This is a genomic window from Streptomyces sp. NPDC024698, from assembly GCF_055559015.1.
Genome location: NZ_JBVHLK010000003.1, coordinates 322389 through 347404, shown reverse-complemented (window position 1 = coordinate 347404; position 25016 = coordinate 322389). Strand labels below are relative to the sequence as shown.

Here is a 25016-nt window from a genome sequence, read left to right as displayed (position 1 = left end):
GCGGGGCGGCACGCACCGGGTGCGCGGTGGTGCGGGGTCGGGCGCCGGCCGGGTGCTCAGGCGGACGCCGACGCGAGCCTGCGGTCCAGCGCCCTCACCGCGTCCCGGAACGCGCGGCCCAGACCACTGCGCCCCAGGTTCAGTGCCGCCCGGAACACGGCGGTTCCGTCGGCGGCGAAGGTCCACTGCACCCGCGTCCCCTCGCCCGCCGGGGTCAGCCGCCACTCCTCGACCAGGGCACGCAGGCCCGGCGCGTTCGTGGTGTCCGCCCGGTACGTGTACACCTCGGGAGCCTCGCTGACCACGATGGTCTCCTCGAAACGCACCCCGCCGCGCAGGCGCACCTCACGCCCGCCGCCGTCGGCGGTGGACCGGACGAGGGTCACCGCCGAGAACCACTCGCTCCAGCCGGACACCTCCTCGGCGAGCGCGGAGAAGACGGCCGCGGGAGGCGCGGAGACCTCCCGCGCGAACACCAGACGCAGCGGCGCGGTCTCGACGAACTCGGGCCCCACCGGCCGCAGTCGACGTGCCATGAGCGAACCCCCTTGACCGGTCGGCCGCGAGCGGCGGCCGGGCGCGCCCGCACCACGACGACGCACGACGCGTCACCGGCGGTACGGGCAGCGTCACCCTAGCTGGCGGTCCGTCAGATGTCTGTATCGTCCTCGGGTTCACCGGCCACCACCAGGCGCCGCAGATGCTCCGAGATCTCGGCGCGGGCATCGGCGGGCATCCCGCCGTCGGTCACCAGCGTGTCGACCTGGTCCAGCGCCGCGAACGAACTCAGGCCCACCGTGCCCCACTTGGTGTGGTCCGCGATCACGATCACGCGTCGCGCGGACTGAACGAGGCGCCGGTTGGTCTCTGCCTCCGCGAGGTTCGGCGTCGACAGCCCCGCCTCGGCCGATATGCCGTGCACGCCGAGGAAGAGGACGTCGAAGTGCAGGGCCGCGATGGCCTGGTCGGCCACCGGTCCGACGAGCGAGTCGGATGGTGTGCGCACCCCGCCGGTCAGGACGACGGTCGCCGCGCCCTGACGCTGGCCGGAGGTGCGCTGCGCGGAGTGGAACACATCCGCCACACGTACCGAGTTGGTCACCACGGTCAGGTCGGGGACGTCCACCAGGTGATGGGCCAGCGCGTACGTCGTCGTACCACCGGACAGAGCGATCGCCGAACCCGGCGCGACCAACTCGGCCGCGGCCCGCGCGATGTCCTCCTTGGCGGTCAGCTCCAGACCCGACTTGGCCTCGAAACCCGGTTCGTGCGTGCTCGCCTCGACCACCGGCACCGCACCGCCGTGCACCTTCTCCACGACACCCTGACGGGCCAGCGCGTCGAGGTCACGGCGGACCGTCATGTCGGAGACACCGAGTCTGCGCGTCAGCTCGTTCACGCGGACGCCGCCGCGGCGGCGCACCTCGTCGAGGATCAGAGCGCGGCGCTGCTCCGCGAGGAGGTTCTGATTCTCACTCACGACCGCTCCGGTCCTTTCGTCGCTCTCTGCCCGACACTCCGCCCGAACCCGCTCCCACGTGGACATTCTCCTTGCCCGAGGTCTGGAGGACGACCCATCCTCGCACGGGACACCCTCGGTCGCGCCACTGCCCGTGCGCACGCTGTGCCCCTCCCGTGCCGCCGGATTCACACGTATCGGGGAGATTTCGCGCCGTGGGGTGCACACGAGGGCCGCGACGCGAGAGCCTTGTGCCTGCACATGACACCTGAGAGACGCGTGGCACGGGGGAAGTGCGGAACAGTGGAACGTGCACGGGAACACACCGTCGACGGGGAGCCAGGCAGCCCCGTACCAAGACCCGAAGCAGCCGGTACCGCCCTTGAACTGCTGGTCCACGGGGTCGGCGGCGCCACGCCGGAGGAGATGCTGAACGATCCGCGGACGGTCCGGATCACCGGCGACACGACCGCGGCCGTCTTCCGGCGCGCGGACGACGTCGACGCCGAGGAGCGCCCGGGGGACCACGGCGGCGGACCGGTGCGCGAGGCGTACGTGTGGTGCAACCTCACCTCCGGGAACGGCGCCCGCGCCCTGTGGCTCCTCTTACTGCCCTTCATGGTCGTCAACCTCGCGCACTGGATGCGCCCGGCCTCGCACGGCCACGCGCGGACGGTCCGCCTGTACGGACTGCTCGTCCGTCTCGCCGGCCTCACCCTCACCGTGCTGCTGGTCGCCGCCGCCTGCGAGGTCGCCCTCGACCTGGCCGCCTGGCAGTGCGCGGGCACCCGACTGTGTGTACGCAACCACTCCTGGCTCGGCTTCCTCTCCCCGGACCGGCCCGACGCCGGCTGGTGGAGCCTGCCGGGCCGCCGCCTCGCCCTGGCCTCCCTCGTGCCCGCCGCGCTCACCACGCTCCTGTGGTACCTGTCGCACCGCACCTGGAGCGCGTACGAGTCGCAGCAGCCGATCGCCCGCGCCGCCGAGCACGACGAGGAGACCGAGGGCACCGGACTCGGCCGCCCCGGCTTCTGGTACGGGCGCCGTCTGGTGGCCCGGCTGCGCGCCGCGCACACCGCCGCGGGATTCCTGACCGTCGCCGTGGCCGTGGGCTTCCCGGCCGCGCGCCACGACCGCGCCCCCGGCGGACCGGTCGTCCTGGAGATCCTGGGCGATCTCCTGAGCGCGACGCTGCTGGTGGGCGGAGCCGTCGTGCTGTGGGTGGTCTGCCGCCGCGGCCGCAGCGAGAACAGGATCGACCACGGACGCGACCGGACGCTCGTGCGCCGGCTCCCGCTCGGCTCGGTCGCCCTGCTCGCCCTCACCCTGGTGTACGCAAGCTGGGCACGGCCCCGCTGGCATGCGGCGGGGCGTCTGCCGGGCGACGCCGTGTTCGGCGGTCTCACCCTCGTCCAAGGCCTGCTCGTGATCGTCCTGTGCGTGGTCGCCCGCGCCCTGTACCGCACGACCCCCGAACCCGCGGACACACACCGCACGGCGGACGGCACCCTCGACCGACGCACCGCGATGCGCGGCTTCGCGGGGCCCGCCGTCGCCATGCTGGCCTGCGCGCTCGGCGGCGTGATGTCCGGGGGAGTGTCCCAGCGGGTCGCCGACTGGCTCGACGGCACCCGCCACTCGATCCCCGGCCCGCCCGTCCTGCTGACCTGGCAGGCCTCCGTGATCCCGCCGCTGCTCGTCGTCCTGCTCGCGCTCACCGGCCGGCTCGCCCGGCACACCTGGCGGCTGCGCCGACGCGAGGCGATCGCCGTCGAACGCGACTACCCGGGCGAGGTCAGGGACTCCGCCCGCACCCGCCGGATCGCGAGCACCCGCGCGATGGCCACGCTCACCGACCGGGCGCCCCTCATGGTCGGCGTCCTCTCCTCCGCGACCCTGCTGCTCGGGGCCTGTGCCCTGGCCGGCGCCCTCGCCACCGGTGACGCCCCGAGCGAGGCGGCGCGCGGGGCGAACGGCTTCGTCCACGGCGCCGCCAAGACCGCGCAGGCTCTGGGCTCCTGGCTGATCGGCCTCGGCTTCATCGTGTTCGTCACCTGGGGCAGACGCGCCTACAAGGACCCGGCCGCCCGCCGCACCATCGGCATCCTGTGGGACGTCGGCACCTTCTGGCCACGCGCCGCCCACCCCTTCGCACCACCCTGCTACGCCGAGCGCGCGGTGCCGGACCTCACCTGGCGCATGGCCACCTGGACCCGGGCGACCGGCGGACGGCTCGTCCTTTCCGGACACTCCCAGGGCAGCGTGCTGGCCGCCGCCGCGGCCTGGCAGCTCGAGCCCTCCGTCCGCGCGCGGGTCGCGCTGCTCACCTACGGCTCACCACTGGAGCGCCTGTACGGACGTTGGTTCCCGGCCCACTTCGGCCCCGCCGCGCTGGCCTCGCTCCACCGCGACGTGGCCTGCTGGCGCAATCTGTACCGTCGCACCGACCCGATCGGCGGGCCCGTCCGGCTGTCCGGAGACTGCGGCCCCGAGGTCGACCACGAGCCCTTGAAGGATCCGCTCGCCTACGGTCGCACCGAGCGGCAACCGCTGCCCGCCCCGGTTCTCGGCCACTCCGACTATCAGGCGGACCCGGTCTTCGCCGACGAGCGCCGGCTCCTGCTGGAGCGGCTGCTGCCCGAGCTACCGGGCCAGCGGCCGGGCGAGAGCGCTCAGGGCAGTTCCGGCAGGTCCTCCGGGTAGAGCAGGGTCAGGTCGTCCGTGTCCGGCTCGTTCAGCTTGGCGACCCGGCCCGCGTGCCGTTCCACCATCGCCTCGAAGGTCTGCCGCGCGGTGCGGCCGTTGCCGAACGCGGGACCTCTCGGGATCGCGGTGAAGTGCTTCAGGACCGCCTCGGGCGCGCCCGGACCCAGCCGGTACTCGTGCTCCTCTGCCTGCTGCTCCACGATCCGCAGCAGCTCGGTGGGGATGTAGTCGTTGAAGGTGATCGTCCGTGAGAAGCGGGACGCCACCCCCGGATTGACCGACAGGAACCGCTCCATCTCGGCGGTGTACCCCGCGACGATCACGACCACCGCCTCCCGGTGGTCCTCCATCAGCTTCACCAGCGTGTCGATGGCCTCGCGCCCGAAGTCGCGGCCCGAGTCCTCCGGCGAGAGCGCGTACGCCTCGTCGATGAACAGCACGCCACCGCGCGCCCGGTCGAACGCCTCCTGGGTACGGATCGCGGTCGAGCCGATGTGCTCACCCACCAGGTCCACCCGGGAGACCTCGACAAGATGCCCCTTCTCCAGCACGCCCAGCGAGGCGAGGATCTCGCCGTACAGCCGGGCCACGGTCGTCTTGCCGGTCCCGGGGGAGCCGGTGAAGACGAGATGGCGCCGGGCGGACGCGGCCTTGAGGCCCGCCTCCTGACGGCGCCGGCCCACCTCGATCATGTCGGTGAGGGCACGCACCTCGCGCTTGACGTTGTCCAGGCCCACCAGGGTGTCAAGTTCACCGAGGACGATCCCCGATCCGCGGGCCGGCTGCTCGGGCCCGCCTGCGGTGACGAGCGGCTCCCGCTCGGTGCTGCGCTGACCGGGGATCGTCCCCAGCAGGCTCACGGAGGAGGCGGAGGTCTCGACGGCCGTCTCGTGCGTCGGCGTACGCAGCGAGCCGCTCTCGTCGCTCGCGCAGTCCTCGACCACGGGACCCGAACCGGACGCCGAGCCCGCGTCGGCGAATTCGTAGCCACCGCGCGCGCATCGCTCCGTACGGCACTTGCGCAGGGTCGCCCGGCAGCCGTCGATCACATGGAAGCCGTAGCCGCCGCTGTCCGACACCCGGCAGTTCAGGAAGCTGCCCCGGCCGTCCGCCGACACATAGAAACCCGCCTCGGCGGGGGAGGAGACCGTGCAGCGCTCGAAGGTCGGATCGGCGCCCTTGGTGACGATCACGCCGGTCTGCGTTCCGCCGATGATGCAGCCGGACAGATTGCCGCCGCTGCCGTGGTCGCGGAACCAGGCTCCCGTGGCCGCGTCGCGGATGCGGCAGTCGTCGAGCTGCGCGGTCGCGCCGTCGCTCACGGACACCCCGGTGTTGCGCACCTGGGAGATGTCGCAGTCCACGACGTCCGCGCGCGAACCCCGGTCGAGGACGAACAGCGCGTCCGGCACGTCGTGCACCCGGCACGATTCGAGTACCGCGGTCGCGCCGTCGCTCACCCACACCGCGGGGTAGTCGCCCGTGCTGTCGAAGATCTCACACTGGTTGGCGTCCACCCGGGTGCCCGGGTCCCAGACGGACAGGCCGTTGCGCCCGAACTGCCGCACGCTCGTGCGGGTCAGGGTCAGCACCGAGCGCGAGCGCAGGTCGACCGCGTTCTCCGGGATGTCGTGGATACGGCAGTCGGTGAGCGTGAGCACCGCGTCCGTGTCGAGGGTGACCCCGTCCGCGGTCGTGCGGTGCACATCGCAGTCGGTGAGATGGGCGGTGGCCCGGGCGGTGATCTGCACCCCGGAGCCCTTGACCTCGTACACCTCGCAACCCACGGCCTCCAGCGAGGAGTTGTCGCCGGTCACCGACAACCCCGGACCGGAGGTGTGGTGCACCCGGCAGCGCTCGAGCCGCGGATGCGCGCCCCCGCGGACCACGACCCCCGACTGACCTGCCGCCAGGACCTCGCACTCCTCGAACACCCCGCCCCCGCCGTCCAGTACGGCGATGCCGACACCCGCCGGGTTGTCGACGGTGCACCGGCGCACGGTCGGTCGGGCGCCCCCCCGGACCTCTATCCCGGCCGCGGAACGCGTGACGATCCGCACGTCCAGCAGTTCCGGCGTGCCCTCTTCGACGAGCAGCGCCGGCGAGGCCGAGTCCTGGCCCTCCAGATGCAGGTCCTGGATCACGGCCGCAGCGCGCAGGGTCAGCGCCACGCCGTCGATCGGCGCGATGCGCACGGAGCCGGGGAAACCCTCGGGGCCGCGCAGCGTGACCGCCCGCTCCACCACCAGGTTCTCCCGGTAGGTGCCCGGGGCGACGGTCAGCACATCACCTTCGGCCGCGGCCTCCAGGGCGGCGGCCAGCGATGCGTACTCACCCGTGCGGCGCCGCCACCGCGAGGTTCCGGTGTGTGTCACCTGGACCGTGCCCTGTGCCATGGCGCTGTTGTGCCCCCACCTCGTCGTACGCGGGTCCTGCGAGGCCGTGCTGATGCGCCGTCGGTCGGGATCCCGGTCTGCCGGACAGCCTCTCACGACGGTGCCGAACAGTTCGGCCGGTCCACCGTAGCGTGCGCGGGCACGCGTGGTTGACCGGAGCGGGAAGGCCGGTCAGCTGCCGGTGTCCGCCTTGCCCCAGTCGGGCCCCACCTTCGCCCAGGCCCGGTCCCATCGGGTGTGACGCCGGCGGATCATGTGCCAGAGGATCAGCCGTCTGCCGCCCTCCAGGAGTCCGGCCGTCAGGACCGCCGCACCGAAACCGGCCAGAGCGGCGTGCGTGGTGGCGGTGGCGCCGTCCAGGGGGCGGCCCATTATTCGGCCGTGCCGGTCGGTCCAGATCGAGAACCGGTCTCCCGGGAGCGGTGACTTGAGGTCGGCGATCGCCGTGCCGCGCCGCGGGGTGCCGTCCGGCGCCGTCCAGGCGGCCGTGACACGGCTGTGGGTGTCGCGTCCCGACGGGGTCTCGGGGTCGGAGGTCAGTGGGCCCCGGGACAGTCTGCCGACGACGACGGCCACCACGAGGTGCCGGTCCCTGCGCTGGTCCCGCACGGCCTTCTGAAGAGTCCCCTGGACGGAGATCCCCGCGGCCGCTCCGGCGAGGGGCGCCACGAACAGGACGAGCAGGAGCGCGGCCAGGGCCAGCCAGGCCTCCACGAGATCTGTCGTACGGCGCAGCGGATTGCGCCGCCAGCGCCAGAGACCGATGATCGCGCGCACCGTCCCCCACCCCCTTCCGCCTCCGTCATTACCAGCCGCGGAGCCGTTCACACGCGAGGCCCGGGGAGAGAGGCCGACGTCACCTTCCCCCAAGACCTTTCACGGACAACTCACACGCACTCAACGATCCCGCCCGGCCTCGGGGTTCCCGGCGGAGGGGGCTTCGGCGGAATGCCGCCGGGGCGGTCACGCGAGGACAGTGACCGGGTCGCCGACCCGCAGCGAGCCGCGGTTCTCGGGCACCAGGTTCTGTCCGAACATCAGCTTTCCGCCGAGGCGCCGGTGCCGGGCGAGCGTGCGCAGGGGTTCCTTGCCGCGCCGTGCGGTGTCCTGGTCGGTCGTGGTGACGACACAGCGGCCGCACATCTCGGTGACCCGGAAGGTGACCTCGCCGATGGCGATCCGCGACCAGGCGTCCTCGGCCCAGGCATCGGTGCCGGAGACGACCACGTTCGGCCGGAAGCGGCTCATCGGCAGCGGGCCCTCCTCGGCCCGGTCGCCCCGCGCGATCAAGGAGTTGAGTGCGTCCAGCGATCCGAGCGCGGTGACGAGCAACGGATAGCCGTCGGCGAAGCTGACGGTCTCGCCCGGCAGCGCGAAGTCCGGGTCGACGGGCCGGCGGGTGGCCGGATCGTCCATGTGGGCCAGGCGCACGTCGGCGCCCAGATACGCGCTGGCCCAGTCGTGCGCGGCCGTGTCGGCGAGGACGGCTTCCACCTTCTCGCCGAAGATCTCCACCGTCGTCGTACGGACGGGTTCCGGCACGGCGACCGTCACGGGCTCGCGGCCGTCGGCGGTGAGACGGAGGCCGCCGCCGGAGAGTGTCTCGGCGGCGGCCAGCGCCAGACGCGGCTGCTCGCGCTGCGTGACGACCCTTCCCCCGTCGTCGATCAGGACCCAGCGTCGGTCTCCGGCCAGCCCCCAGGGCTCCACCTCGGCTTCCTGGAGCGATGCGCTCCGGAACGCCTTGACCGGATGGACGTGGATCGAGTGCAGTACCGCGTTGCCCATGATCGCCATGGTGCCAGGGAGCACCGACAATCTGGTTCGGGGGTGTCAGTACCCGCGGTACTGCTGACCGTTGTACGGGTCCTGGTACGGAGCGGGGGCGGGGCGGGGAGCCGCGGGGCGCATGGCCTCGAAGCCCGTGCCGGCCGCCATCGGGCGGGGCTGCTGCGGCTGCGGGCTGGGATAGCCCCGGGGTGCGCCCATCTGCTGCGGGATGTACGGCGCGGGAGCCTGCTGGAGCGGGGAGGGCTGCTGGGCCTGCTGGTAGCCGTACGAGGACGGGCCGGCAGGCAGCGCGGGGAGCGCGGACGGCAGCGCCGGAAGGTTGTTGCTCATGCCCGGGTCGTAGGCGGAGGGGACCCGGATCGGGGCGATCTGAGGGGTACCCCGCTCGGCGACGAGGGAGTCGTAGATCGGGGTGTCCTGGAAGGCGGAGTAGTAACCGCCGCCATAGGTGGAGCGGGGGGAGGTCATGGCACATAAGTTAAGCCCACGATGTGCTGGTTGGGGAGACCGATAAGAGGGTTGTTTTTCCGTGTCTGCGGTGACGCGGGATCCCCAATGCGAGCGAACTTGGCAAAAAAGGACGTCGGAGATGGTTGAGATCGTGTAAAGGCCGAGTCTTGGACGGGTTACCGGCGGTTGACCAGGATCTTCCTGCGCGAGCCATGGGACTCGACGGGCCTGGGGATTAGGTTTGGCGAGAACGGAGCCGGCGGTCCGTTCGGGACTCGCTGAGGTGCGGAGACACGCGATGGGGGCGTACATGTCAATGCCTAAGGGATCCAATGTTCCTGTCCCGACGAGCGCGCTCAGGGTGGAATTGGGGTGGCGTTCAGGAGACGGGGTGCCCGACGTCGACGCCTCCGCCCTTCTGCTGGTGGCCGGAAAGGTCCGTTCGGACGGCGACTTCGTCTTCTACAACCAGCCGACGCACTCCTCGGGCGCCGTGCGCCACGAGGGCAAGCGCGACGACGGCGGCCAGGTGACCGACACGCTGTTCGTCGACCTCACGCGCGCGGAGCCCGTCGTCGAGAGCGTGGTCCTGGCCGCCTCCGCGGACGGCGGCTCCTTCGGGCGCGTTCCCGGCCTCCGCATCCGGGTGCTCGACGCACGCGGCGGCACGGAGATCGCCCGCTTCGAGAGCACCGACGCGACCGTGGAGACCGCCTTCGTCCTCGGCGAGTTCTACCGTCGCCAGGGGGCCTGGAAGTTCCGTGCCGTCGGACAGGGCTACAGCAGCGGCCTCGAAGGACTGGCCACCGACTACGGGATCACGGTGGACGAGCCGCAGCACACGACGCCTCCCGCCACGCCGCAGGGGCCCGCCACCCTCGTACAAGGGCCGCCGCCCCCCGTGGCACCCCCGGGCACCACGCCGCCGCCGGTCGCGCCGCCCGTCACCATGCGGCCGCCGAGGGCTCCGCAGCCCACCGTGGCCTCGTGGCCACCGGCCGCCCCACAGCCTCCCGCGGCTCCTCAGCCGCCCGCGGCCCCGCCGGCGCCCGTCCGGCTCTCCAAGGTGACGCTCACCAAGGAGGCGCCCTCCGTCTCCCTCGCGAAGCAGGGCGGCACCGGCGGTGCCATGCGGGTCAACCTCAACTGGGAGGTGCGCAAGCAGTTCACGGGGTGGGGCAGCAAACGCGGCCGGGCCGTCGCCAGCCACGCGGACCTCGACCTCGACCTGTGCGCGCTCTACGAGCTGTCCGACGGCCGCAAGGGAGTCGTACAGGCGCTCGGCAACGCCTTCGGGGCACTGCACCAGCCGCCGTACATACATCTCGACGGAGACGACCGCACCGGGGCCCTGGCCAGCGGTGAGAACCTCACCATCAACCTCGACCGCAAGCAGGACTTCCGGCGCATCCTCATCTTCGTGACCATCTACGAAGGCGCGCGTTCCTTCGCCGACCTGCATGCCACGGTCACCCTCCAGCCGCTGAACGGCGCGCCCATCGACTTCTCGCTCGACGAGTGCACGGTGCCCTCCACCGTCTGCGCGCTGGCCCTCATCACCGGAAACGGCGCCGACCTGGTCGTCCAGCGCGAGGCCCGGTACCTCGTCCCCGCGCGCGGGGTGAGCCCCCAGCGCACCGTGGACCACGCCTACGGCTGGGGCATGAACTGGACACCCGGCAGGAAATGACGGCCGCCCGCCACGGCATCGTTGTCCTGCCAGGCCCTAGTTGTCGTCGAGGGCGGCGTCGGGGCGTGCGTAGGTGCGGCCCTTCCAGGCCGCGCCGCGCCCCCTGTAGTGCTGCACCGCGGAGTCGACCGTCATGAGGAGGTAGAGGAAGGCGGTGAATGGCAGGAGGGGAGCGAGCACCAAGGGCTGTCCGTAGTAACGGAGCATCGGTCCGTAGGTCGCCGTCATCACCAGCCAGGCGAGCCCCCCGGCGACAGCCGCCCACGCGTTTCCCGCGGCGAGGCCCACCACGAGGGCGACCGGCGGCACCAGATACACCACGGCGAGTCCGGCCACCGTTCCGGCGAGCAGCAGAGGGCTGTGGCGCAGTTGCGCGTACGCGCTGCGCGAGACCATCCGCCACAGATCGTGCAGCCGTGGATAGGGGCGCACGCTGTCCACCCGCTCGGCCAGGCCGAGCCAGACGCGGCCGCCATCGCGCTTCACGGCACGGGCGAGCGCCACGTCGTCGATGACGGCATGGCGGATCGCGTCCGGGATCCGCGCCCGCTCGGCGGCGTCCGCGCGCAGCAGCACGCATCCCCCCGCGGCGGCCGCCGTCCGCGAGCCCCGCACGGCGATCCGGCGGAAGGGATACAGCTGCGCGAAGAAGTAGACGAAGGCAGGCACGACCAGCCGTTCCCACGGGCTCTCCACCCGCAGCCGCGCCATCTGCGAGACGAGGTCGAAGCCACCCGTACGGGCCGCCGCCACCAGAAGCCGCAGGCTGTCCGGGGCATGCGCAATGTCGGCGTCGGTCAGCAGCAGATACTCGGGCTCCCGCGCGCGGGCGAGGCCGATGCCATGACGTACGGCCCAGAGCTTGCCCGTCCAGCCCGCCGGCGGATCTCCCGGCGAGCCGACGGTGAGCGGAAGTCCGCCGTGCCGGCGAGCCAGCTCGCGGGCGAGCTCTCCCGTGCCGTCCGAACTGCCGTCGTCGACGAGGAAGATCTCGGCCCGCCCCGGATAGTCCTGCGCCAGGAGCGACGGAAGGCTCTCGGGCAGGACAGCGGCCTCGTCCCGGGCCGGCACCACGACGCAGACGAAAGGCCAGTCCGACGGCTCACGACACGGGGGCAGCCGCAGGTCCGTACGCCAGAAGAAGCCCTGGCCGAGCAGGAGCCACAGCCAGCAGGCCAACGATCCGAGGGCGATCCACACGAGGGCGCTCACCCGCCGCAGTCTGCCCCACCCCGGTCACCGGTATAGACCGATCGTCTATGGTGACCGGGTGAAGATCGCGCTCATGGACTCCGGAATCGGACTGCTCGCTGCTGCCGCGGCGGTGCGTCGACTGCGGCCCGACGCCGATCTCGTCCTCTCCTCCGACCCCGGCAGCATGCCCTGGGGACCCCGCACCCCGGAGGACGTCACCGCGCGCGCCCTCGCGGTCGCCGAGGCCGCCGCGCTGCACCGGCCCGACGCCCTGATCGTCGCCTGCAACACCGCCTCCGTACGCGCCCTGCCCGCCCTGCGCGCCCGCCTCGAACCGCAGGTGCCCGTCATCGGCACCGTCCCGGCGATCAAGCCGGCCGCCGCGGGCGGCGGACCCGTGGCGATCTGGGCCACGCCCGCCACCACGGGCAGCCCGTACCAGCGGGGTCTGATCGAGGAGTTCGCCGGCGGAGTGGCGGTCACCGAGGTCGCCTGCCCCGGGCTCGCGGACGCCGTCGAACACGCCGACCAGGCGGCCATCGACGCCGCGATCGAGGCGGCCGCCGCGCACACCCCCGAGGACGTGACGGCTGTCGTCCTGGGCTGCACCCACTACGAACTCGTCGCCGAACGCATCCGCGCGGCGGTGCAGCGGCCCGGCCGGCCGCCGCTCGTCCTGCACGGTTCCGCCGGAGCGGTCGCCGCCCAGGCCCTGCGCCGGATCGGCGAGTCCCCGGACCCCGCGGCCCCCGCCACGTCCACCGTCACGGTGCTCCAGAGCGGACACGAGGGCGCCCTGCCCGCCACGGCGCTCACCTACGAGGAAGGCCGCATCCTCTCGGCGGTCAGCCCCGCACGCTGAGTCACCGACACCGGGAACGCTCTCGTCCACCCGGCGGAGTGACGTTCCGCGACCCGGTGCCCGCGGAGCGGAACCTGAGTAGTCTCAAGTCATGAGGGACCACCCCCACGGCGAATCCTCCCCGCACCCGGAGATCTGGACCGGGCGTGCGAGGAACCGTGTCCAGTGGCTGCCCGCCCTGGGCGGCATGGCCTGTCTGGCTCTCGGCATCGAGCTGGCCGTCACCTCGGGCTGGACGTCGGGAGCGGCCCCCCTGATCATGTCCGTCGTCGGATGCATCGCGGCAGGACTACTCATCCTCTTCGGCACGCTCGCCTTCGTGCATGTCGCCGTGAAGGTGGACGAGGACTGTCTGGAGGTGCGCTGCGGCCACATCGGTGTGCCGCGCCGGCGCATCCCGCTGTCCACGGTCGTCGGTGCCGACTTCGCTCCCCAGGTCACCCCGCGACAGTGGGGCGGCTGGGGATACCGCTGGCGTCCCGAGCAGGGAACCGCCGTCATCGTCCGGCGGGGCGAGGCCATGGTCCTGCGCCTGGGTGACGGTCATACGTTCACGATCACCGTGGACAACGCCGAGGCGGCCGTCAGGGTCGTCCGCGGCCGTCTGCGCCCGGACAAGACCGGCCTGGCGAGCTGACGGCCGCACCTGTGTGGCGGTCGGCGCGGTCGCGCGGGAAGGTCACGGCAGGTCCGCGTGATGCGACCCGCCGAACGGCGTTCCGCCCTTCGGGACCGAGCGGACCGCGCTGTCCGCGCCCAGGTCAGGCGCCGTACACTCCCCGAGTGACCGCCACCGCAACCACCGTAGACGAGCCGGAACAGCTCGACCCCCAGGCCGCGCCCGCTCCACGCGGGTCCCGCCTGGTGCGCCGCCTCGTTCCGGCCGCCGCCTCGGCACTCTCCGGAGTGCTGCTGTACGTCAGCTTCCCGCCACGGCCTCTGTGGTGGCTCGCCCTGCCGGCCTTCGCTGTCTTCGCCTGGACCCTGCGCGGCCGCTCCTGGAAGGCAGGCCTCGGGCTCGGCTACCTGTTCGGCCTCGGCTTCCTGCTGCCGCTGCTGGTCTGGACGGGTGTCGAGGTCGGCTCCGGCCCCTGGCTCGCGCTCGTAGCGGTCGAGGCGATCTACATAGCGCTCGTCGGGGCGGGCATCACCTTCGTCTCCCGGCTGCCGGGGTGGCCGCTGTGGGCGGCGGCCGTCTGGATCGCCGGCGAGGCGGCACGCGCGCGTGCGCCCTTCGGCGGCTTCCCCTGGGGGAAGATCGCGTTCGGACAGGCCGACGGTGTGTTCCTGCCGCTCGCCGCGGTCGGCGGCACTCCGGTCCTCGGCTTCGCCGTCGTGCTGTGCGGCTTCGGGCTCTACGAGATCGTCCGTCTCGCCGTCGAACGGCGCGGCACCGGCGTCCTGCGCCGCGGCGCCGCCGCCGTGGCCCTCCTGAGCATGGCCGTCCCGGTCCTCGGCGCACTCGCCGCGCGGACGCTGGTCAGCGACAAGGCGGAGGACGGCACGGCGACGGTCGCGCTCATCCAGGGCAACGTCCCGCGCGCGGGACTCGACTTCAACGCGCAGCGGCGCGCCGTCCTCGACCACCACGTCGCCGAGACCGAGCGGCTGGCCGCCGAGGTCAGGGCCGGCAAGAAGCCCAAGCCCGACCTGGTGCTCTGGCCGGAGAACTCCTCCGACATCGACCCGTACGCCAACCCGGACGCCCGCTACGTGATCGACGGGGCCGCCAAGGCGATCGGCGCCCCCATCTCCGTCGGCGCGGTCGTCGGGCGGGGCCACAAGATCTACAACGAGCAGATCCTGTGGGACCCGGTGAAGGGCCCGGTGAACACGTACGACAAGCGCCAGGTCCAGCCGTTCGGCGAGTACCTGCCCCTGCGCCCGCTGCTCGGAGCCATCAACAAGAACTGGACCAGCATGGTCCGCCAGGACTTCAGCCGCGGCACGAAGCCGGGTGTGTTCAAGATGAACGGCACCGGCGTCGGCCTCGTCACCTGCTACGAGGCGGCCTTCGACTGGGCCGTGCGCAGCACCGTCACCGACGGCGCCCAGATCATCTCGGTACCCAGCAACAACGCGACCTTCGACCGCAGCGAGATGACCTACCAGCAGCTCGCCATGTCCCGCATCCGCGCCGTCGAGCACAGCCGCACCGTGACCGTGCCCGTGACCAGCGGTGTCAGCGCCGTGATCATGCCCGACGGGAAGATCACCCAGAAGACCGGGATGTTCGTCGCCGACTCGCTCGTCCAGAAGGTGCCGCTGCGCTCCTCCGAGACCCCGGCCACGAAGCTCGGCATCCTTCCGGAGATGCTCCTGGTGCTCGTCGCGGCGGGCGGCCTCGGCTGGGCGGCGACGACGGCGGTCCGATCGCGGCGGAAGACCGGCGCCTAGGTCGGGCGACTGCCCTTGCGGCGGGTCAGGGGCCGCGCGACCGCTTGTGCGGCGCGGCTCCGGGCCCCGCGGTCGTCCTTGCGTCCCCCTGGCCCTGGTCGCCGTATCCGTGCTTGAGCATCCCGGGCCCCGGCCGTTGCAGCCGGTGTGCAGGCCAGCGGTCAGGGCCCCGCCGCTGTGGCCGGTGCGTCGACCCAGGTCCTCAGGTCCCGGGCGCCGTAGCCGGTGCATCAGGCGGCGGAGCTGCGCGGATAGGGTCTGGGCCATGGCTACTCCTGACTTCATCCGTACGATCCGGGCCTTCGCGGGCCACCAACTGCTCTGGCTCCCCGGGGTCAGCGCCGTGGTCTTCGACGACGAGGGCAGGATTCTGCTCGGCCAGCGCTCGGACAGCCACAAGTGGGCGCTCATCTCCGGCATCCCCGAGCCGGGGGAGCAGCCCGCCGCCTGCGCGGTGCGCGAGGTGTACGAGGAGACGGCCGTGCACATCGACGTCGAGCGCGTCGTGATGATCCAGGCCGGCGGGCAGGTGACCTTCGCCAACGGCGATGTCTGCCAGTTCATGGACACCACGCTCCGTTGCCGTGCCGTCGGCGGCGAGGCCCGCGTCAACGACGACGAATCGCTCCAGGTCGGCTGGTTCGCCGTGGACGCCCTGCCCAAGCTCGACGACTACGCGCTCGTGCGGATCAAGCAGGCGCTCCTCGACGAACCCACATGGTTCGAGCCCACGACCTGACCCTGAAGAGTGTGTGTTGACCACATCGGTCAGGGCTGGGGCGCTGCCTAGGGTCGAGGCATGACCGCGCCCACCGCCCACCCGGGTCCCCACACCTCCCCGCTCGACCTCGGCGGCCGCACCGCCCTCGTCACCGGCGCCGCGAGCGGCATCGGCCGCGCCTGCGCGCTGCGGCTCGCCGCCGCCGGAGCGAAGGTCAGAGCGGTCGACCGGGACGCCCGAGGCCTGGAGACCCTGCCCGCACAGGCGCAGGGCCTGGCCGGGACGGTCGAGCCGCACGTCCTCGACCTCACGGACCTCGACGCGGCGGAACAGGCCGCGGCCGGCACCGACGTCCTCGTGAACAACGCGGGGCTGCAAATGGTCCGCCCCATCGAGGAGTTCCCGCCCGACGTGTTCCACACGGTGCTGACCGTGATGCTGGAAGCACCGTTCCGGCTCATCCGCGGTGCCCTGCCCCACATGTACGGGCAGGGCTGGGGGCGCGTCGTCAACGTCTCCTCCGTCCACGGGCTGCGCGCCTCCGCGTTCAAATCGGCCTACGTCGCCGCCAAGCACGGACTCGAGGGACTCTCGAAGACCGCGGCGCTGGAAGGCGCACCCCACGGGGTCACCTCGAACTGTGTGAACCCCGCCTACGTGCGCACCCCACTTGTCGAGAAACAGCTCGCCGATCAGTCACGCGCACACGGGATCCCGCGAGAGCGCGTCCTGACCGAGATCCTCCTGCGCGACAGCGCGGTCAAGCGGCTCATCGAACCGGAGGAGGTCGCGGAGGCGGTGGCGTATCTCTGCGGCCCGCAGGCGGCCTTCATCACCGGAACCTCGCTGGCACTGGACGGGGGCTGGACCGCGCACTGAGCCGGTGTCCGCCCCGCCGGCCCGGGCGCACCCGGTCCGGTGCCGAGAGTTATCCACAGGGCAAGGGGCGCGGCCCGCGGATGCGCGATCCTGTTGCCATGTCCCGCGATCACCTGCCATCAGCCGAGCGCTCCGCCGACATCGTGGAAGCGCCGTTCCTGGAACTCCTGGCCCGGGGAGCGAGTGCCGACGCCTATGAGCAGCCGGTGCTGCTCGCCCGAGCCGAGGGGCTGCCCGACGGGCACGTCTCCGCGCTCGAACAGGCCAAGCGGCTAGCCCTGGGCGTGCGCGCGGAGATAGAAGGACGGCGGCGCCGCGAGGCCGAGCTCTCCGCGCTGTTCGAGACGGCGCACGACCTCGCGGGTCTGCGCGACCTGGACGCCGTGCTGCGGGCGATCGTGCAGCGGGCCCGCTCACTCCTGGGCACCGACATCGCGTATCTCAGCCTGAACGACCTGGCCAGGGGCGACACCTATATGCGAGTGACCGAGGGCTCGGTCGCCGCCCGCTTCCAGCAGTTGCGGCTCGGCATGGGCGAGGGCCTGGGCGGACTCGTCGCACAGACCGCCCGCCCGTATGTCACCGACGACTACTTCAAGGACGAGCGTTTCCGGCACACCCGGACCATCGACGCGGGCGTGCGGGACGAGGGGCTCGTCGCGATTCTCGGTGTGCCCCTGATGATCGGACCCCAGGTCATCGGCGTGCTCTTCGCCGCGGACCGCAGAGCACGGGTCTTCGAGCGGGAACAGATCGCGCTGCTCGGCTCGTTCGCGGCGCTGGCCGCGGCGGCCATCGACTCGGCGAACGCGCTGACGGAGACGCGCTCCGCCCTGGACCGCCTCGGCCGGGCCAACGAGATCATCCGTGACCGCAGCGCGGTGATCGAGCGTGCCTCCGACGTCCACGACCGGCTGGCCGAACTCGTGCTGCGCGGTGGGGGAGTGCACGACGTCGCCGCCGCGGTCTCCGAAGTCCTCGACGGGACGGTCGAGTTCACGGAACCGGGCGGCACACCGCCCGCGGCCGTGGAAGCGGCGCGCGCCGCCGGTCACGCGGTGCGGAACGGCGACGACTGGGTCGTCGCGGTGGCGGCGGGAGGTGAACTCCTCGGCGCGCTGGTGCTGCGCGGGCATCCGGGCCTCGACCCCGTCGACCAGCGAACGCTGGAGCGCGCCGCGATGGTCACCTCACTGCTCCTGCTGGCCAGACGTTCGGCCTCCGAGGCCGAACAACGGGTACGCGGCGAGCTGTTGGACGACCTGCTCGATGCCCGGGACCGCGATCCGGGTCTGCTGAGGGAGCGGGCGGCGCGGCTGCACGCCGACCTCGACGGTCCTCATGTGGTGCTGGCGGCCTGCCTCGACGCCGTGTCCACCGACGTCGGCCGGCAGGCGGGCGCGCGCAGACGCCTGTGGTCGGCCGCCTCCCATCTCGCTGCCACCCGTCACGGACTGGCCGCCACCCGTGACGGCGGCACCGTCCTGCTTCTCCCGCTCGGGCCCGGCGACACGGCGACGACCCTGGCCCGCCGCACGGCCAAGGAACTGGGCACCGCCGTCCAGGAGGAGGTGACCGTCGGCGCCTCAGCCCCCGTCGACCGGCTCGCGGCCCACCCCGAGGCAGTGGCCGCCGCCTACACGGAGGGGCAGCGCTGTCTGGAGGCGCTGCGCCTGCTCGGCCGTGCGGGCGACGGCGCGGCAGCCGAGGACTTCGGCTTCCTCGGACTGCTGCTCGCAGGGGACCGGGACATCTCCGGATTCGTCGGCCGGACGATCGGAGGAGTCGTCGCCTACGACGAACGGCGTGGCACGGACCTGCTGCGCACCCTCGACGCGTACTTCGCGAGCGGTATGAGCCCGGCGCGCACGAAGGACGCCCTGCATGTGCATGTGAACACCGTGGCGCAGCGGCTGGAGCGGGTGGGGCGCCTGCTCGGGGAGGACTGGCAGAGTCCCGCCCGCATCTTGGAGGTCCAACTCGCCCTGAGACTGCACCGGTTGTCCGTGGACGGACCGCGCTGATCCCCGCACACGGCGTCGGGCACGGGGATCGGGCGGCGTGGACCCGCGGTCAGACCGTACGGGCGTCGGCCGGCGCGACCGGAGCCGGCTGATCGTCGGACACCGCCTCGACGGCGGACAGGTCACGGTCGCGGGTCTCCTTCGCGAAGCCCACGGCGATCAGGGTCAGCAGTACCGCCCCGATCACATAGAGGGAGATGGGCGTGGAGCTGTCGTACGAGGAGAGCAGCGCCGTCGCGATCAGCGGTGCGGGCGCGCCCGCCGCGACGGAGGCGAACTGGGCCCCGATGGAGGCGCCCGAGTAGCGCATCCGGGTCGCGAACATCTCGGAGAAGAAGGCGGCCTGGGGTGCGTACATGGCGCCGTGCAGGATCAGGCCGACGGTGACGGCGAGGACGAGGTTCGCGAAGCCTCCGGTGTCGATGAGGGAGAAGAACGGGAACATCCACAGGCCGACGCCGGCGGCTCCGAGCAGGTAGACGGGGCGGCGCCCGATGCGGTCGGACAGGGCACCCCAAGCCGGGATGACGGCGAAGTGCACGGCGGAGGCGATGAGAACGGCGTTGAGCGCGGTCTGCCGGGAGACACCGACGGACGTGGTGGCGTACACGAGGATGAAGGCGGTGATGACGTAGTAGCTGATGTTCTCGGCCATGCGGGCGCCCATCGCGACGAGCACGTCACGCCAGTGGTGGCGCAGGACGGAGACCAGCGGAAGCTTCTCGGGCCCCTCATCCCCGCCGGCCGTTCCCGCCGCCTTGCGGGCCTCGGCCTGGGCCAACGCCTGCTTGAACACGGGTGATTCGTCGACAGACAGACGAATCCACAAACCGACGACGACCAGCACGCCGGACAGGAGGAACGGAATGCGCCAGCCCCAGGCGACGAAGGTGCCGTCCGACTGCGTGGCGGTGAGCAGGGACAGAACGCCGGTCGCCAGGAGCTGGCCCGCCGGGGCGCCCGTCTGCGGCCATGACGCCCAGAACCCGCGCCGCTTGGCGTCGCCGTGCTCGGACACCAGCAGGACGGCGCCGCCCCATTCGCCGCCCAGGGCGAAGCCTTGGACCAGACGCAACGCGGTGAGCAGGACGGGGGCGGCCGCGCCGACGGTCGCGTGCGTGGGCAGCAGACCGATCGCGAACGTCGCCCCGCCCATCAGCAGCAGACTCAGCACGAGCAGTCGCTTGCGGCCGAGCCGGTCGCCGTAGTGCCCGAAGACGAGCGCGCCCAGCGGCCGGGCGGCGAACCCGACGGCGTAGGTCAGGAAGGAGAGCAGCGTGCCGACGAGCGGGTCGGAGCCGGGGAAGAACAGCTTGTTGAACACCAGGGCGGCGGCCGAGCCGTAGAGGAAGAAGTCGTACCACTCGATGGTGGTGCCGATGAGACTGGCGGCGACGATGCGCTTCAGGTTGGCGGGTGTCGGGGGAGCGGATGCTGCGGAGGCCATGTGCGCCACTTCCTCGTGTGCGGTGGGGACGGTACGTGTCGGCACACCGTAGGAACGCACAGGTCGGAGGCGTATGTGGTGGGGCACCATAGTTCAGGGCCCAACTGTGCGTATGACCACCATGCCAAGCCGCCGAAGGCTGGTTGGACGCTCAGCCGCGCGGGTGTTCCTCAGCGACAACGCGCTGTCTCGGAGACCGTGCGGTGCGGATGTTGCTCCACGATCGCCCTCGCCGCCTCGGCCGTCAGCTCTCCCGCGACGCGCCCACGCCCGAACGGTAGGCGCCGGGGGTGAGGCCGACCGTCTGGGCGAAGGTCTGGACGAACGCGCTGGTCGTCGCCCATCCGCAGGCGTGCGCGGTGTCGGTGACGGTGGCACCCTCGGCGAGCATGACCATCGCCGTGAAGATTCGGGTCCGGGTGCGCCACTGGGGGAAGGTCAGACCGAACTCGTCGCGGTAGAGGCGGGAGAGGGTGCGTTCGCCGGTGTGCACACGGCCGGCGAGCTGGGCGAGGGTGCAGGGCTTGTGCAGGTCCTCCTCGACCAGGCGGCAGGCGTCGGCCAGCCGTCGGTCGCGGGCGGCGGGCAGGGCGACGGGCTGGGCCCTCACGCGGCGAAGCCGGTCGCGCAGCACCGCTTCGACGTGCTGGGACTCGCTCCGCGTGAGGGCGGTGCCGGCGAGGGCGATGAGCAATTCGCGGACCAGAGCATCGACGGCGATGACCGTGGGGCGCTCGGCGTCGAGCAGGGGCGTCCCGCCGTGCGCCGGGAAGCCGACGGTGTGGAAGCGGCTCCGGCCGTGGAAGCGGTGTTCGTGCCAGGTGTTCGCCGGCACCCACAGGGCGCGGTCGTTGGAGGCGATCCAGGAGCCGTGTTCCGTGGTGATCGCGAGCACGCCCGAGCTGACGTAGATCAGCTGGTGGTCGTCGTGACGGTGCCGGTCGATGGTCTCGCCGCCACCGAGGAACCGTGTATGCGTCGGCGCGACGGGCTGATGGCGGATCTGCGACATGAGAGGGCAGAATACGGGAAGCGCGCCCTGGGTGTCCTTGTCCATCGTGAGGGTGTGACAACGATCCAGGAAGCAAGTACCCCGCACGAGGCGGGTGGTCCGCCCACGCACTGGCGTCGGATGCGGATCTGGGCCGGCGCCCATGCGGTCGACGACTTCTACCAGGGCCTCGTACCCGCCGCGGTCCCCTACTTCGTGCTGCAACGCGACTTCAGCTACGTGCAGGCTTCGGGACTGGCACTCGCCGCGACGCTCGGCAGCGCATTGCCGCAGGTGCCGATCGGACTGCTCGCCGACCGGTTCCGGCTGCGCTGGATGTCGCCGCTGGGAGTCGGCCTCGCGGGCGTCGGGGCGGGCACGTCCGGGCTGGTGGCCTCCTACCCCCTGGCCTTCGCCCTCCTGCTGTTGGCGGGGGTCGGTGTCGCGATGTTCCATCCGCCCGCGGGGCGCGACGCGCGCCGGGCCGCCGGGGGCAGCGCCACCGCGATGAGCTACTTCGCCGCGGGCGGCAGTGTCGGGTTCTTCGTCGCCCCGGCCCTGGTCACCCCCGCCCTGGACCACCTCGGGATGAGCGCGACCGCGCTCTTCGTCCCGCCCGCCGTCCTCATGGGCTTCGTCCTGCTGCGCCATCAGCATCGCGCGTCCGTCATACCGATGAAGAAGGCGCGGAGCCAGGGCCGGGACCGGCCGGGCCGGTTCGCGGCACTGACCGCCGTCGAGATCGTGCGCTCCACCGTCTCGACCGGACTGAACACCTTCATCTCGCTGTACTGGATCCGCCATCTGGAGGCGAGCAGCGGCCTCGGCGGTCTCGCGGTGACCCTGGAACTCGGCGGCGGTGTCGCCGGCACACTGCTCGGAGGGCGGCTGGCCGACCGCATCGGAATGGTGCGCACCGTGCAGATCGGCAACGCGGCCATGCTGCCCGCCCTGTGGCTCATGCTGATGTGCGACGACAGATACGCCGCGCTGCCCCTCGCGTCGCTGGTCGGCCTCATCTCGAACATCCCGTTCGCCGTCCTCATCAAGCTCGGCCAGGACTACCTGCCCAGCCGGCCCGGGACCGCCGCCGGCGTCACGCTCGGCCTCGCGATGAGCGCGGGCGGACTGTTCATGCCGCTGCTCGGCATCGTCGCGACCCACCACGGTCCCCGGGGCGCACTCGCGGTACTCGCCACCCTGCCGGTGCTCGCGCTGCTGCTCTCCGCCTTCTTGCGCGAACCGGTTCAGGACGAACCGGTGCCCGTCGTGGAGAGACCCCTCGCGGCCCGCTGACGGTCCGATCGCCCGCACGATCCCGTTGCGCCGCCCCCCACCGACGGCGGGAGGGCCGGAGCGTCACCGCCCCGGCCCCCTGTCCGTTCCGCCCGCTCTACGGCTCGGTGCCCCAGACGAGGACGCCCGACACGTACACGGTCACCTTCGCCGCGTCCGCGTAGGCGGTGTTGGCGCCCCGACTGTAGTCGTTCGACTCGTCGAAGTTCGACCAGTCCGACTTGGCCATGCGCAGTTGCAGCTCACCGCTGTCCGCCCCGGCCGCCAGCGAGCCGGAGTTGAAGCCCACCTCCAGGTAGTGGTCCGCGCCCGCGCGGCTCGGGGAAACGCCGCTCACCGAGGTCTTCACCGTGGAGCAGCCGAGCTGTGCCCAGTCGCAGAAGGTCTGGTAGCCGGCGGAGGAGGACTCCCCCGTGAACCAGTAGCGGATGGTCACCTTGGACAGGTCGACCGCGCCGGAACCTCCGTTGACCAGCTTGAGACCGGGCTTGACCTGGTTGTCGCCGGTGGAGGAATCGTTGTTCTTGTACTGCGCCTTGAGACCCGAGGAGCCTCCTCCTCCACCCGACGACGCCTTGGTGGTGGCGGACACCGCCGTGGACGACGCCGAGACGTTGCCGGCAGCGTCCTTGGCCTTGACGGTGTAGCTGTAGGTGGTGGAGGCGGCGAGCCCGCTGTCGGTGAAGGACGTGGCGGTGGCGCTGCCGACCTTGGTGCCGTCGCGGTAGACGTCGTACCCCGTGACCGCGGTGTCGTCCGTGGACGCGCTCCAGCTCAGGGAGACGCTGCTGCTCGTCGTGGAGCCGGCCGTGAGGCCGCCGGGAACGGTGGGAGCCTGCGTGTCACCGCCACCGCCGCCACCTGATCCGCTCAGCGGCGGGTTGGCGTTGGCGAGCAGCTGACGGAACTGGGCGGAGAACCAGTGCCCGGCCAGCGGGGAGTTGGGCAGGGCTCCGGTGAGGTTGTTCCCGTTGCGCGCGTTCCCGGTGTACGTGGGGTCGCACATCTGGTCGAAGCCCTTGCCCTCGTCGTTGGCGACGGCCTGGCTGGCCCCGTCGGACTCGCCCGGCGGCTTGGCCCAGACGTAGGCGTCGATTCCCGTGTCGGGTGCGGTCGCCGGGCGCTCGCCGAGACCCGCCCCGCTCTGGTTGCACCAGTTGCCGGCGTGGATGCGCCGGTCGATACGGCCACCGTCCACGTAGGCGTCGACGCTGGTCGTCGGGCCGGGACCGGTCGGCCGCGCCGAACCGCCCCAGCCGTTGCGCGAGGTGTCGACGAGCATGCCGATGCCGGAGTCGAAGCCCTGCGCGACGAGCGCGGTGCGCAGGCCCTGCGCGTACGAGCTCTCGTCGTCGTACTGGTTCCAGTCGATCCACTTCGACTGGCGCACGGTCTGGCCGTTGACCGTGTCCGTCACCTTCACGTACGGCTCTTTGGTGGCGGAGTAGTTCGCGGTGTTGACGATGAAGCCCGTCACATCGTTCACGGTGGCGCCGTTGGTGGTGGCGGCCTTCTTGAACTCCTGGGCCGCCGGGGTGAGATTGCTGTCCCAGCCGAGCCAGCCGTGGTGGCCGGCGTCGATGTAGTTGTACGTGTTGGCGAGGGAGCCGAGCTTGTGCAGGGCGTAGCCGACGCCCTTCTCGTAGTTGCCGTTGGCCTTCATGGTGGCGCACTGGGTGGTGGAGCCGGCGGTGCCGCCCGCGTTGGTCACGAGGTTGGGCAGCGAGTCAGGCTCGATGAGGTTGACGATCCGCAGGCTCGCGTAGGCCGGATCGGCGAGGATCGCCGCGATCGGGTCGATGTAGCTGCTCTGGTAGGTGGCCAGGTCGTCGGGACCCAGCTCGCCGTTGGAGGCGAGGGCCGCGCAGTCCCGGCCCGGCAGGTCGTAGATGACCAACTGGACGAGGTTGGCGCCCTGTGCCTTGGCCGCGTCCAGGTGCGCCTTCAGCCCACGGGCGTCGGCGGTGCCCTGGATCGCGGCCATCCGGTCCAGCCAGACGAAGGTGGGCTGGTTGGAGATGGCCGAACCGCCCGGCTCGGCAGCGGCCTTGGCCGACCAGTCGGGATTCACGTAGGCCTTGGCGCCGACGTAGGGATTGTCGAGTTTGGCGGCCGCGCTCGCGGTGGTCGGAAGGGCGGTGACGGACAGGGCACCGAGGAGGGCGCCGACGGCCAGAGCGGCGGTCCGCTTCGGTCCGTTTCGGCGCACGGTGGAGTCGGGTCTACGGGAAGGCATCGGCCATCTCCTGGGGAGAGCAGGCGGGTACGGTCGGCGTGCGGGGTCGCCGGCGGCCCCCGGTGTGCCGCGGCTCGGGCACACCGACGGAACTCCGCCGGACAGGCGTTGCGTTCAGGCATGACGAAGGTGCGACCGTGTGCATCGCGCAAGCTGGAGCGGGAGAGCCACCGAACATGAGCGCGCCGCGGCGTCGTCCGGACGGGGGACCGGCGTTCTCGCCGCCGAACCTGGACGATGCCCGGTCACTGATGTGACGGCGGGGACATGGGGGTGATGGTGGGAGCGCTCCCAAGGTGCGGCGTTCGGGATGCGGATGTCAACACCCGTGCAAAAGATGGGCTGCTGACGGACTGTCATTCGGTCGTGCCGTGACGTGGTTCGCTCGCGGGGCGCCCGTGCGCCGGCCAGGTCGCCGCGGGTGTGGAGGTGTGGCAGGTCCGTGCGGCGTCCGGCGGAGAATCCGGAAGGCGGGCC

The 25016-nt window shown here is 72.0% G+C and carries 19 protein-coding genes; 9 read left to right on the top strand and 10 right to left on the bottom strand.

The annotated features are described in order from the left end of the window. Window positions 1–56: 56 nt before the first annotated feature. Window positions 57–536, bottom strand: a complete 480-nt coding sequence (locus ACZ4AA_RS09350; RefSeq protein ID WP_467598020.1) for an SRPBCC family protein — start codon at window positions 534–536, stop codon at window positions 57–59. A 113-nt stretch (window positions 537–649) separates the two neighbouring features. After that, the gene (locus ACZ4AA_RS09345; RefSeq protein ID WP_385399015.1) at window positions 650–1480 is read right to left on the bottom strand and encodes a DeoR/GlpR family DNA-binding transcription regulator; all 831 of its coding nucleotides are present in this window, start codon (window positions 1478–1480) and stop codon (window positions 650–652) included. Window positions 1481–1762: 282 nt separating this feature from the next. Between ACZ4AA_RS09345 and ACZ4AA_RS09340 the strand changes: the two genes are divergently transcribed. Then, a complete protein-coding gene (locus tag ACZ4AA_RS09340; RefSeq protein ID WP_467598016.1) occupies window positions 1763–4162 on the top strand; it encodes a hypothetical protein in 2400 nt (799 codons plus the stop codon). Here the strand turns inward: ACZ4AA_RS09340 and ACZ4AA_RS09335 are convergent. The 4 genes from ACZ4AA_RS09335 to ACZ4AA_RS09320 form a co-directional block, all read right to left on the bottom strand. After that, complete coding sequence (locus ACZ4AA_RS09335) at window positions 4132–6561, bottom strand: right-handed parallel beta-helix repeat-containing protein (protein ID WP_467598013.1); 2430 nt, start codon at window positions 6559–6561, stop codon at window positions 4132–4134. The genes ACZ4AA_RS09340 and ACZ4AA_RS09335 overlap by 31 nt on opposite strands. A 171-nt stretch (window positions 6562–6732) precedes the next feature. After that, window positions 6733–7338, bottom strand: a complete 606-nt coding sequence (locus ACZ4AA_RS09330) for an Rv1733c family protein (RefSeq protein WP_467598010.1) — start codon at window positions 7336–7338, stop codon at window positions 6733–6735. Window positions 7339–7524: 186 nt separating this feature from the next. Beyond that, window positions 7525–8349: an MOSC domain-containing protein gene (locus ACZ4AA_RS09325; RefSeq protein WP_467598006.1), complete on the bottom strand. Its 825-nt coding sequence runs from the start codon at window positions 8347–8349 to the stop codon at window positions 7525–7527. A 45-nt stretch (window positions 8350–8394) separates the two neighbouring features. Beyond that, window positions 8395–8820, bottom strand: coding sequence for a DUF6643 family protein (locus ACZ4AA_RS09320; RefSeq protein ID WP_451405486.1), 426 nt, complete (start codon window positions 8818–8820; stop codon window positions 8395–8397). Between the two features lie 280 nt (window positions 8821–9100). Here ACZ4AA_RS09320 and ACZ4AA_RS09315 point away from each other — a divergent pair, with 280 nt between their 5' ends. Next, window positions 9101–10492 carry a TerD family protein gene (locus ACZ4AA_RS09315; RefSeq protein WP_467598001.1) on the top strand — a complete coding sequence of 464 codons (1392 nt, stop codon included), beginning with the start codon at window positions 9101–9103 and terminating at the stop codon, window positions 10490–10492. Window positions 10493–10528: 36 nt separating this feature from the next. Here ACZ4AA_RS09315 and ACZ4AA_RS09310 read toward each other — a convergent pair whose 3' ends face one another. Then, the gene (locus ACZ4AA_RS09310; protein WP_467597998.1) at window positions 10529–11704 is read right to left on the bottom strand and encodes a glycosyltransferase; all 1176 of its coding nucleotides are present in this window, start codon (window positions 11702–11704) and stop codon (window positions 10529–10531) included. 58 nt (window positions 11705–11762) lie between these two features. Between ACZ4AA_RS09310 and ACZ4AA_RS09305 the strand changes: the two genes are divergently transcribed. The 6 genes from ACZ4AA_RS09305 to ACZ4AA_RS09280 all read left to right on the top strand — a co-directional run bounded on the left by ACZ4AA_RS09305 (window position 11763) and on the right by ACZ4AA_RS09280 (window position 18569). After that, window positions 11763–12548, top strand: coding sequence for a glutamate racemase (locus ACZ4AA_RS09305; protein ID WP_467597995.1), 786 nt, complete (start codon window positions 11763–11765; stop codon window positions 12546–12548). 91 nt (window positions 12549–12639) lie between these two features. Continuing rightward, window positions 12640–13185, top strand: coding sequence for a hypothetical protein (locus ACZ4AA_RS09300; protein WP_467597992.1), 546 nt, complete (start codon window positions 12640–12642; stop codon window positions 13183–13185). A gap of 146 nt (window positions 13186–13331) precedes the next feature. Then, a complete protein-coding gene (lnt, locus tag ACZ4AA_RS09295; protein WP_467597989.1) occupies window positions 13332–14945 on the top strand; it encodes an apolipoprotein N-acyltransferase in 1614 nt (537 codons plus the stop codon). A 265-nt stretch (window positions 14946–15210) separates the two neighbouring features. Further along, window positions 15211–15684, top strand: a complete 474-nt coding sequence (locus ACZ4AA_RS09290) for an NUDIX hydrolase (protein ID WP_467597984.1) — start codon at window positions 15211–15213, stop codon at window positions 15682–15684. Window positions 15685–15744: 60 nt separating this feature from the next. Further along, complete coding sequence (locus tag ACZ4AA_RS09285) at window positions 15745–16545, top strand: 3-hydroxybutyrate dehydrogenase (RefSeq protein ID WP_467597981.1); 801 nt, start codon at window positions 15745–15747, stop codon at window positions 16543–16545. A gap of 98 nt (window positions 16546–16643) precedes the next feature. Continuing rightward, window positions 16644–18569 carry a helix-turn-helix domain-containing protein gene (locus ACZ4AA_RS09280; protein WP_467597978.1) on the top strand — a complete coding sequence of 642 codons (1926 nt, stop codon included), beginning with the start codon at window positions 16644–16646 and terminating at the stop codon, window positions 18567–18569. 49 nt (window positions 18570–18618) lie between these two features. Here the strand turns inward: ACZ4AA_RS09280 and ACZ4AA_RS09275 are convergent, their stop codons facing one another. Together ACZ4AA_RS09275 and ACZ4AA_RS09270 are read right to left on the bottom strand one after the other, a co-directional pair. Further along, window positions 18619–20016 carry an MFS transporter gene (locus ACZ4AA_RS09275; protein ID WP_467597975.1) on the bottom strand — a complete coding sequence of 466 codons (1398 nt, stop codon included), beginning with the start codon at window positions 20014–20016 and terminating at the stop codon, window positions 18619–18621. Between the two features lie 244 nt (window positions 20017–20260). Then, on the bottom strand, window positions 20261–21028 hold the full coding sequence (locus ACZ4AA_RS09270; protein WP_467597971.1) for an AraC family transcriptional regulator: 768 nt from the start codon (window positions 21026–21028) through the stop codon (window positions 20261–20263). A gap of 54 nt (window positions 21029–21082) precedes the next feature. On the opposite strand from ACZ4AA_RS09270, the gene ACZ4AA_RS09265 reads away from it, so the two are divergent. Further along, entirely contained in the window at window positions 21083–22303 is a 1221-nt protein-coding gene (locus tag ACZ4AA_RS09265; RefSeq protein ID WP_467597968.1) for an MFS transporter, read from the top strand. 97 nt (window positions 22304–22400) lie between these two features. On the opposite strand, the gene ACZ4AA_RS09260 is transcribed toward ACZ4AA_RS09265, so the two are convergent. Next, entirely contained in the window at window positions 22401–24539 is a 2139-nt protein-coding gene (locus ACZ4AA_RS09260; protein WP_467597964.1) for a glycoside hydrolase family 6 protein, read from the bottom strand. Window positions 24540–25016 lie beyond the last annotated feature (477 nt).

What these genes read in the sequence shown, in the direction of transcription:
- ACZ4AA_RS09275 (WP_467597975.1), bottom strand. Translation starts at nt 20,016, where the DNA reads ATGGCCTCCGCAGCATCCGCTCCCCCGACACCCGCCAACCTGAAGCGC.
- ACZ4AA_RS09285 (WP_467597981.1), top strand. Translation starts at nt 15,745, where the DNA reads ATGACCGCGCCCACCGCCCACCCGGGTCCCCACACCTCCCCGCTCGAC.
- ACZ4AA_RS09325 (WP_467598006.1), bottom strand. Translation starts at nt 8,349, where the DNA reads ATGGGCAACGCGGTACTGCACTCGATCCACGTCCATCCGGTCAAGGCG.
- ACZ4AA_RS09350 (WP_467598020.1), bottom strand. Translation starts at nt 536, where the DNA reads ATGGCACGTCGACTGCGGCCGGTGGGGCCCGAGTTCGTCGAGACCGCG.
- ACZ4AA_RS09290 (WP_467597984.1), top strand. Translation starts at nt 15,211, where the DNA reads ATGGCTACTCCTGACTTCATCCGTACGATCCGGGCCTTCGCGGGCCAC.
- ACZ4AA_RS09300 (WP_467597992.1), top strand. Translation starts at nt 12,640, where the DNA reads ATGAGGGACCACCCCCACGGCGAATCCTCCCCGCACCCGGAGATCTGG.
- ACZ4AA_RS09270 (WP_467597971.1), bottom strand. Translation starts at nt 21,028, where the DNA reads ATGTCGCAGATCCGCCATCAGCCCGTCGCGCCGACGCATACACGGTTC.
- ACZ4AA_RS09315 (WP_467598001.1), top strand. Translation starts at nt 9,101, where the DNA reads ATGGGGGCGTACATGTCAATGCCTAAGGGATCCAATGTTCCTGTCCCG.
- ACZ4AA_RS09280 (WP_467597978.1), top strand. Translation starts at nt 16,644, where the DNA reads ATGTCCCGCGATCACCTGCCATCAGCCGAGCGCTCCGCCGACATCGTG.
- ACZ4AA_RS09260 (WP_467597964.1), bottom strand. Translation starts at nt 24,539, where the DNA reads ATGCCTTCCCGTAGACCCGACTCCACCGTGCGCCGAAACGGACCGAAG.
- ACZ4AA_RS09335 (WP_467598013.1), bottom strand. Translation starts at nt 6,561, where the DNA reads ATGGCACAGGGCACGGTCCAGGTGACACACACCGGAACCTCGCGGTGG.
- ACZ4AA_RS09320 (WP_451405486.1), bottom strand. Translation starts at nt 8,820, where the DNA reads ATGACCTCCCCCCGCTCCACCTATGGCGGCGGTTACTACTCCGCCTTC.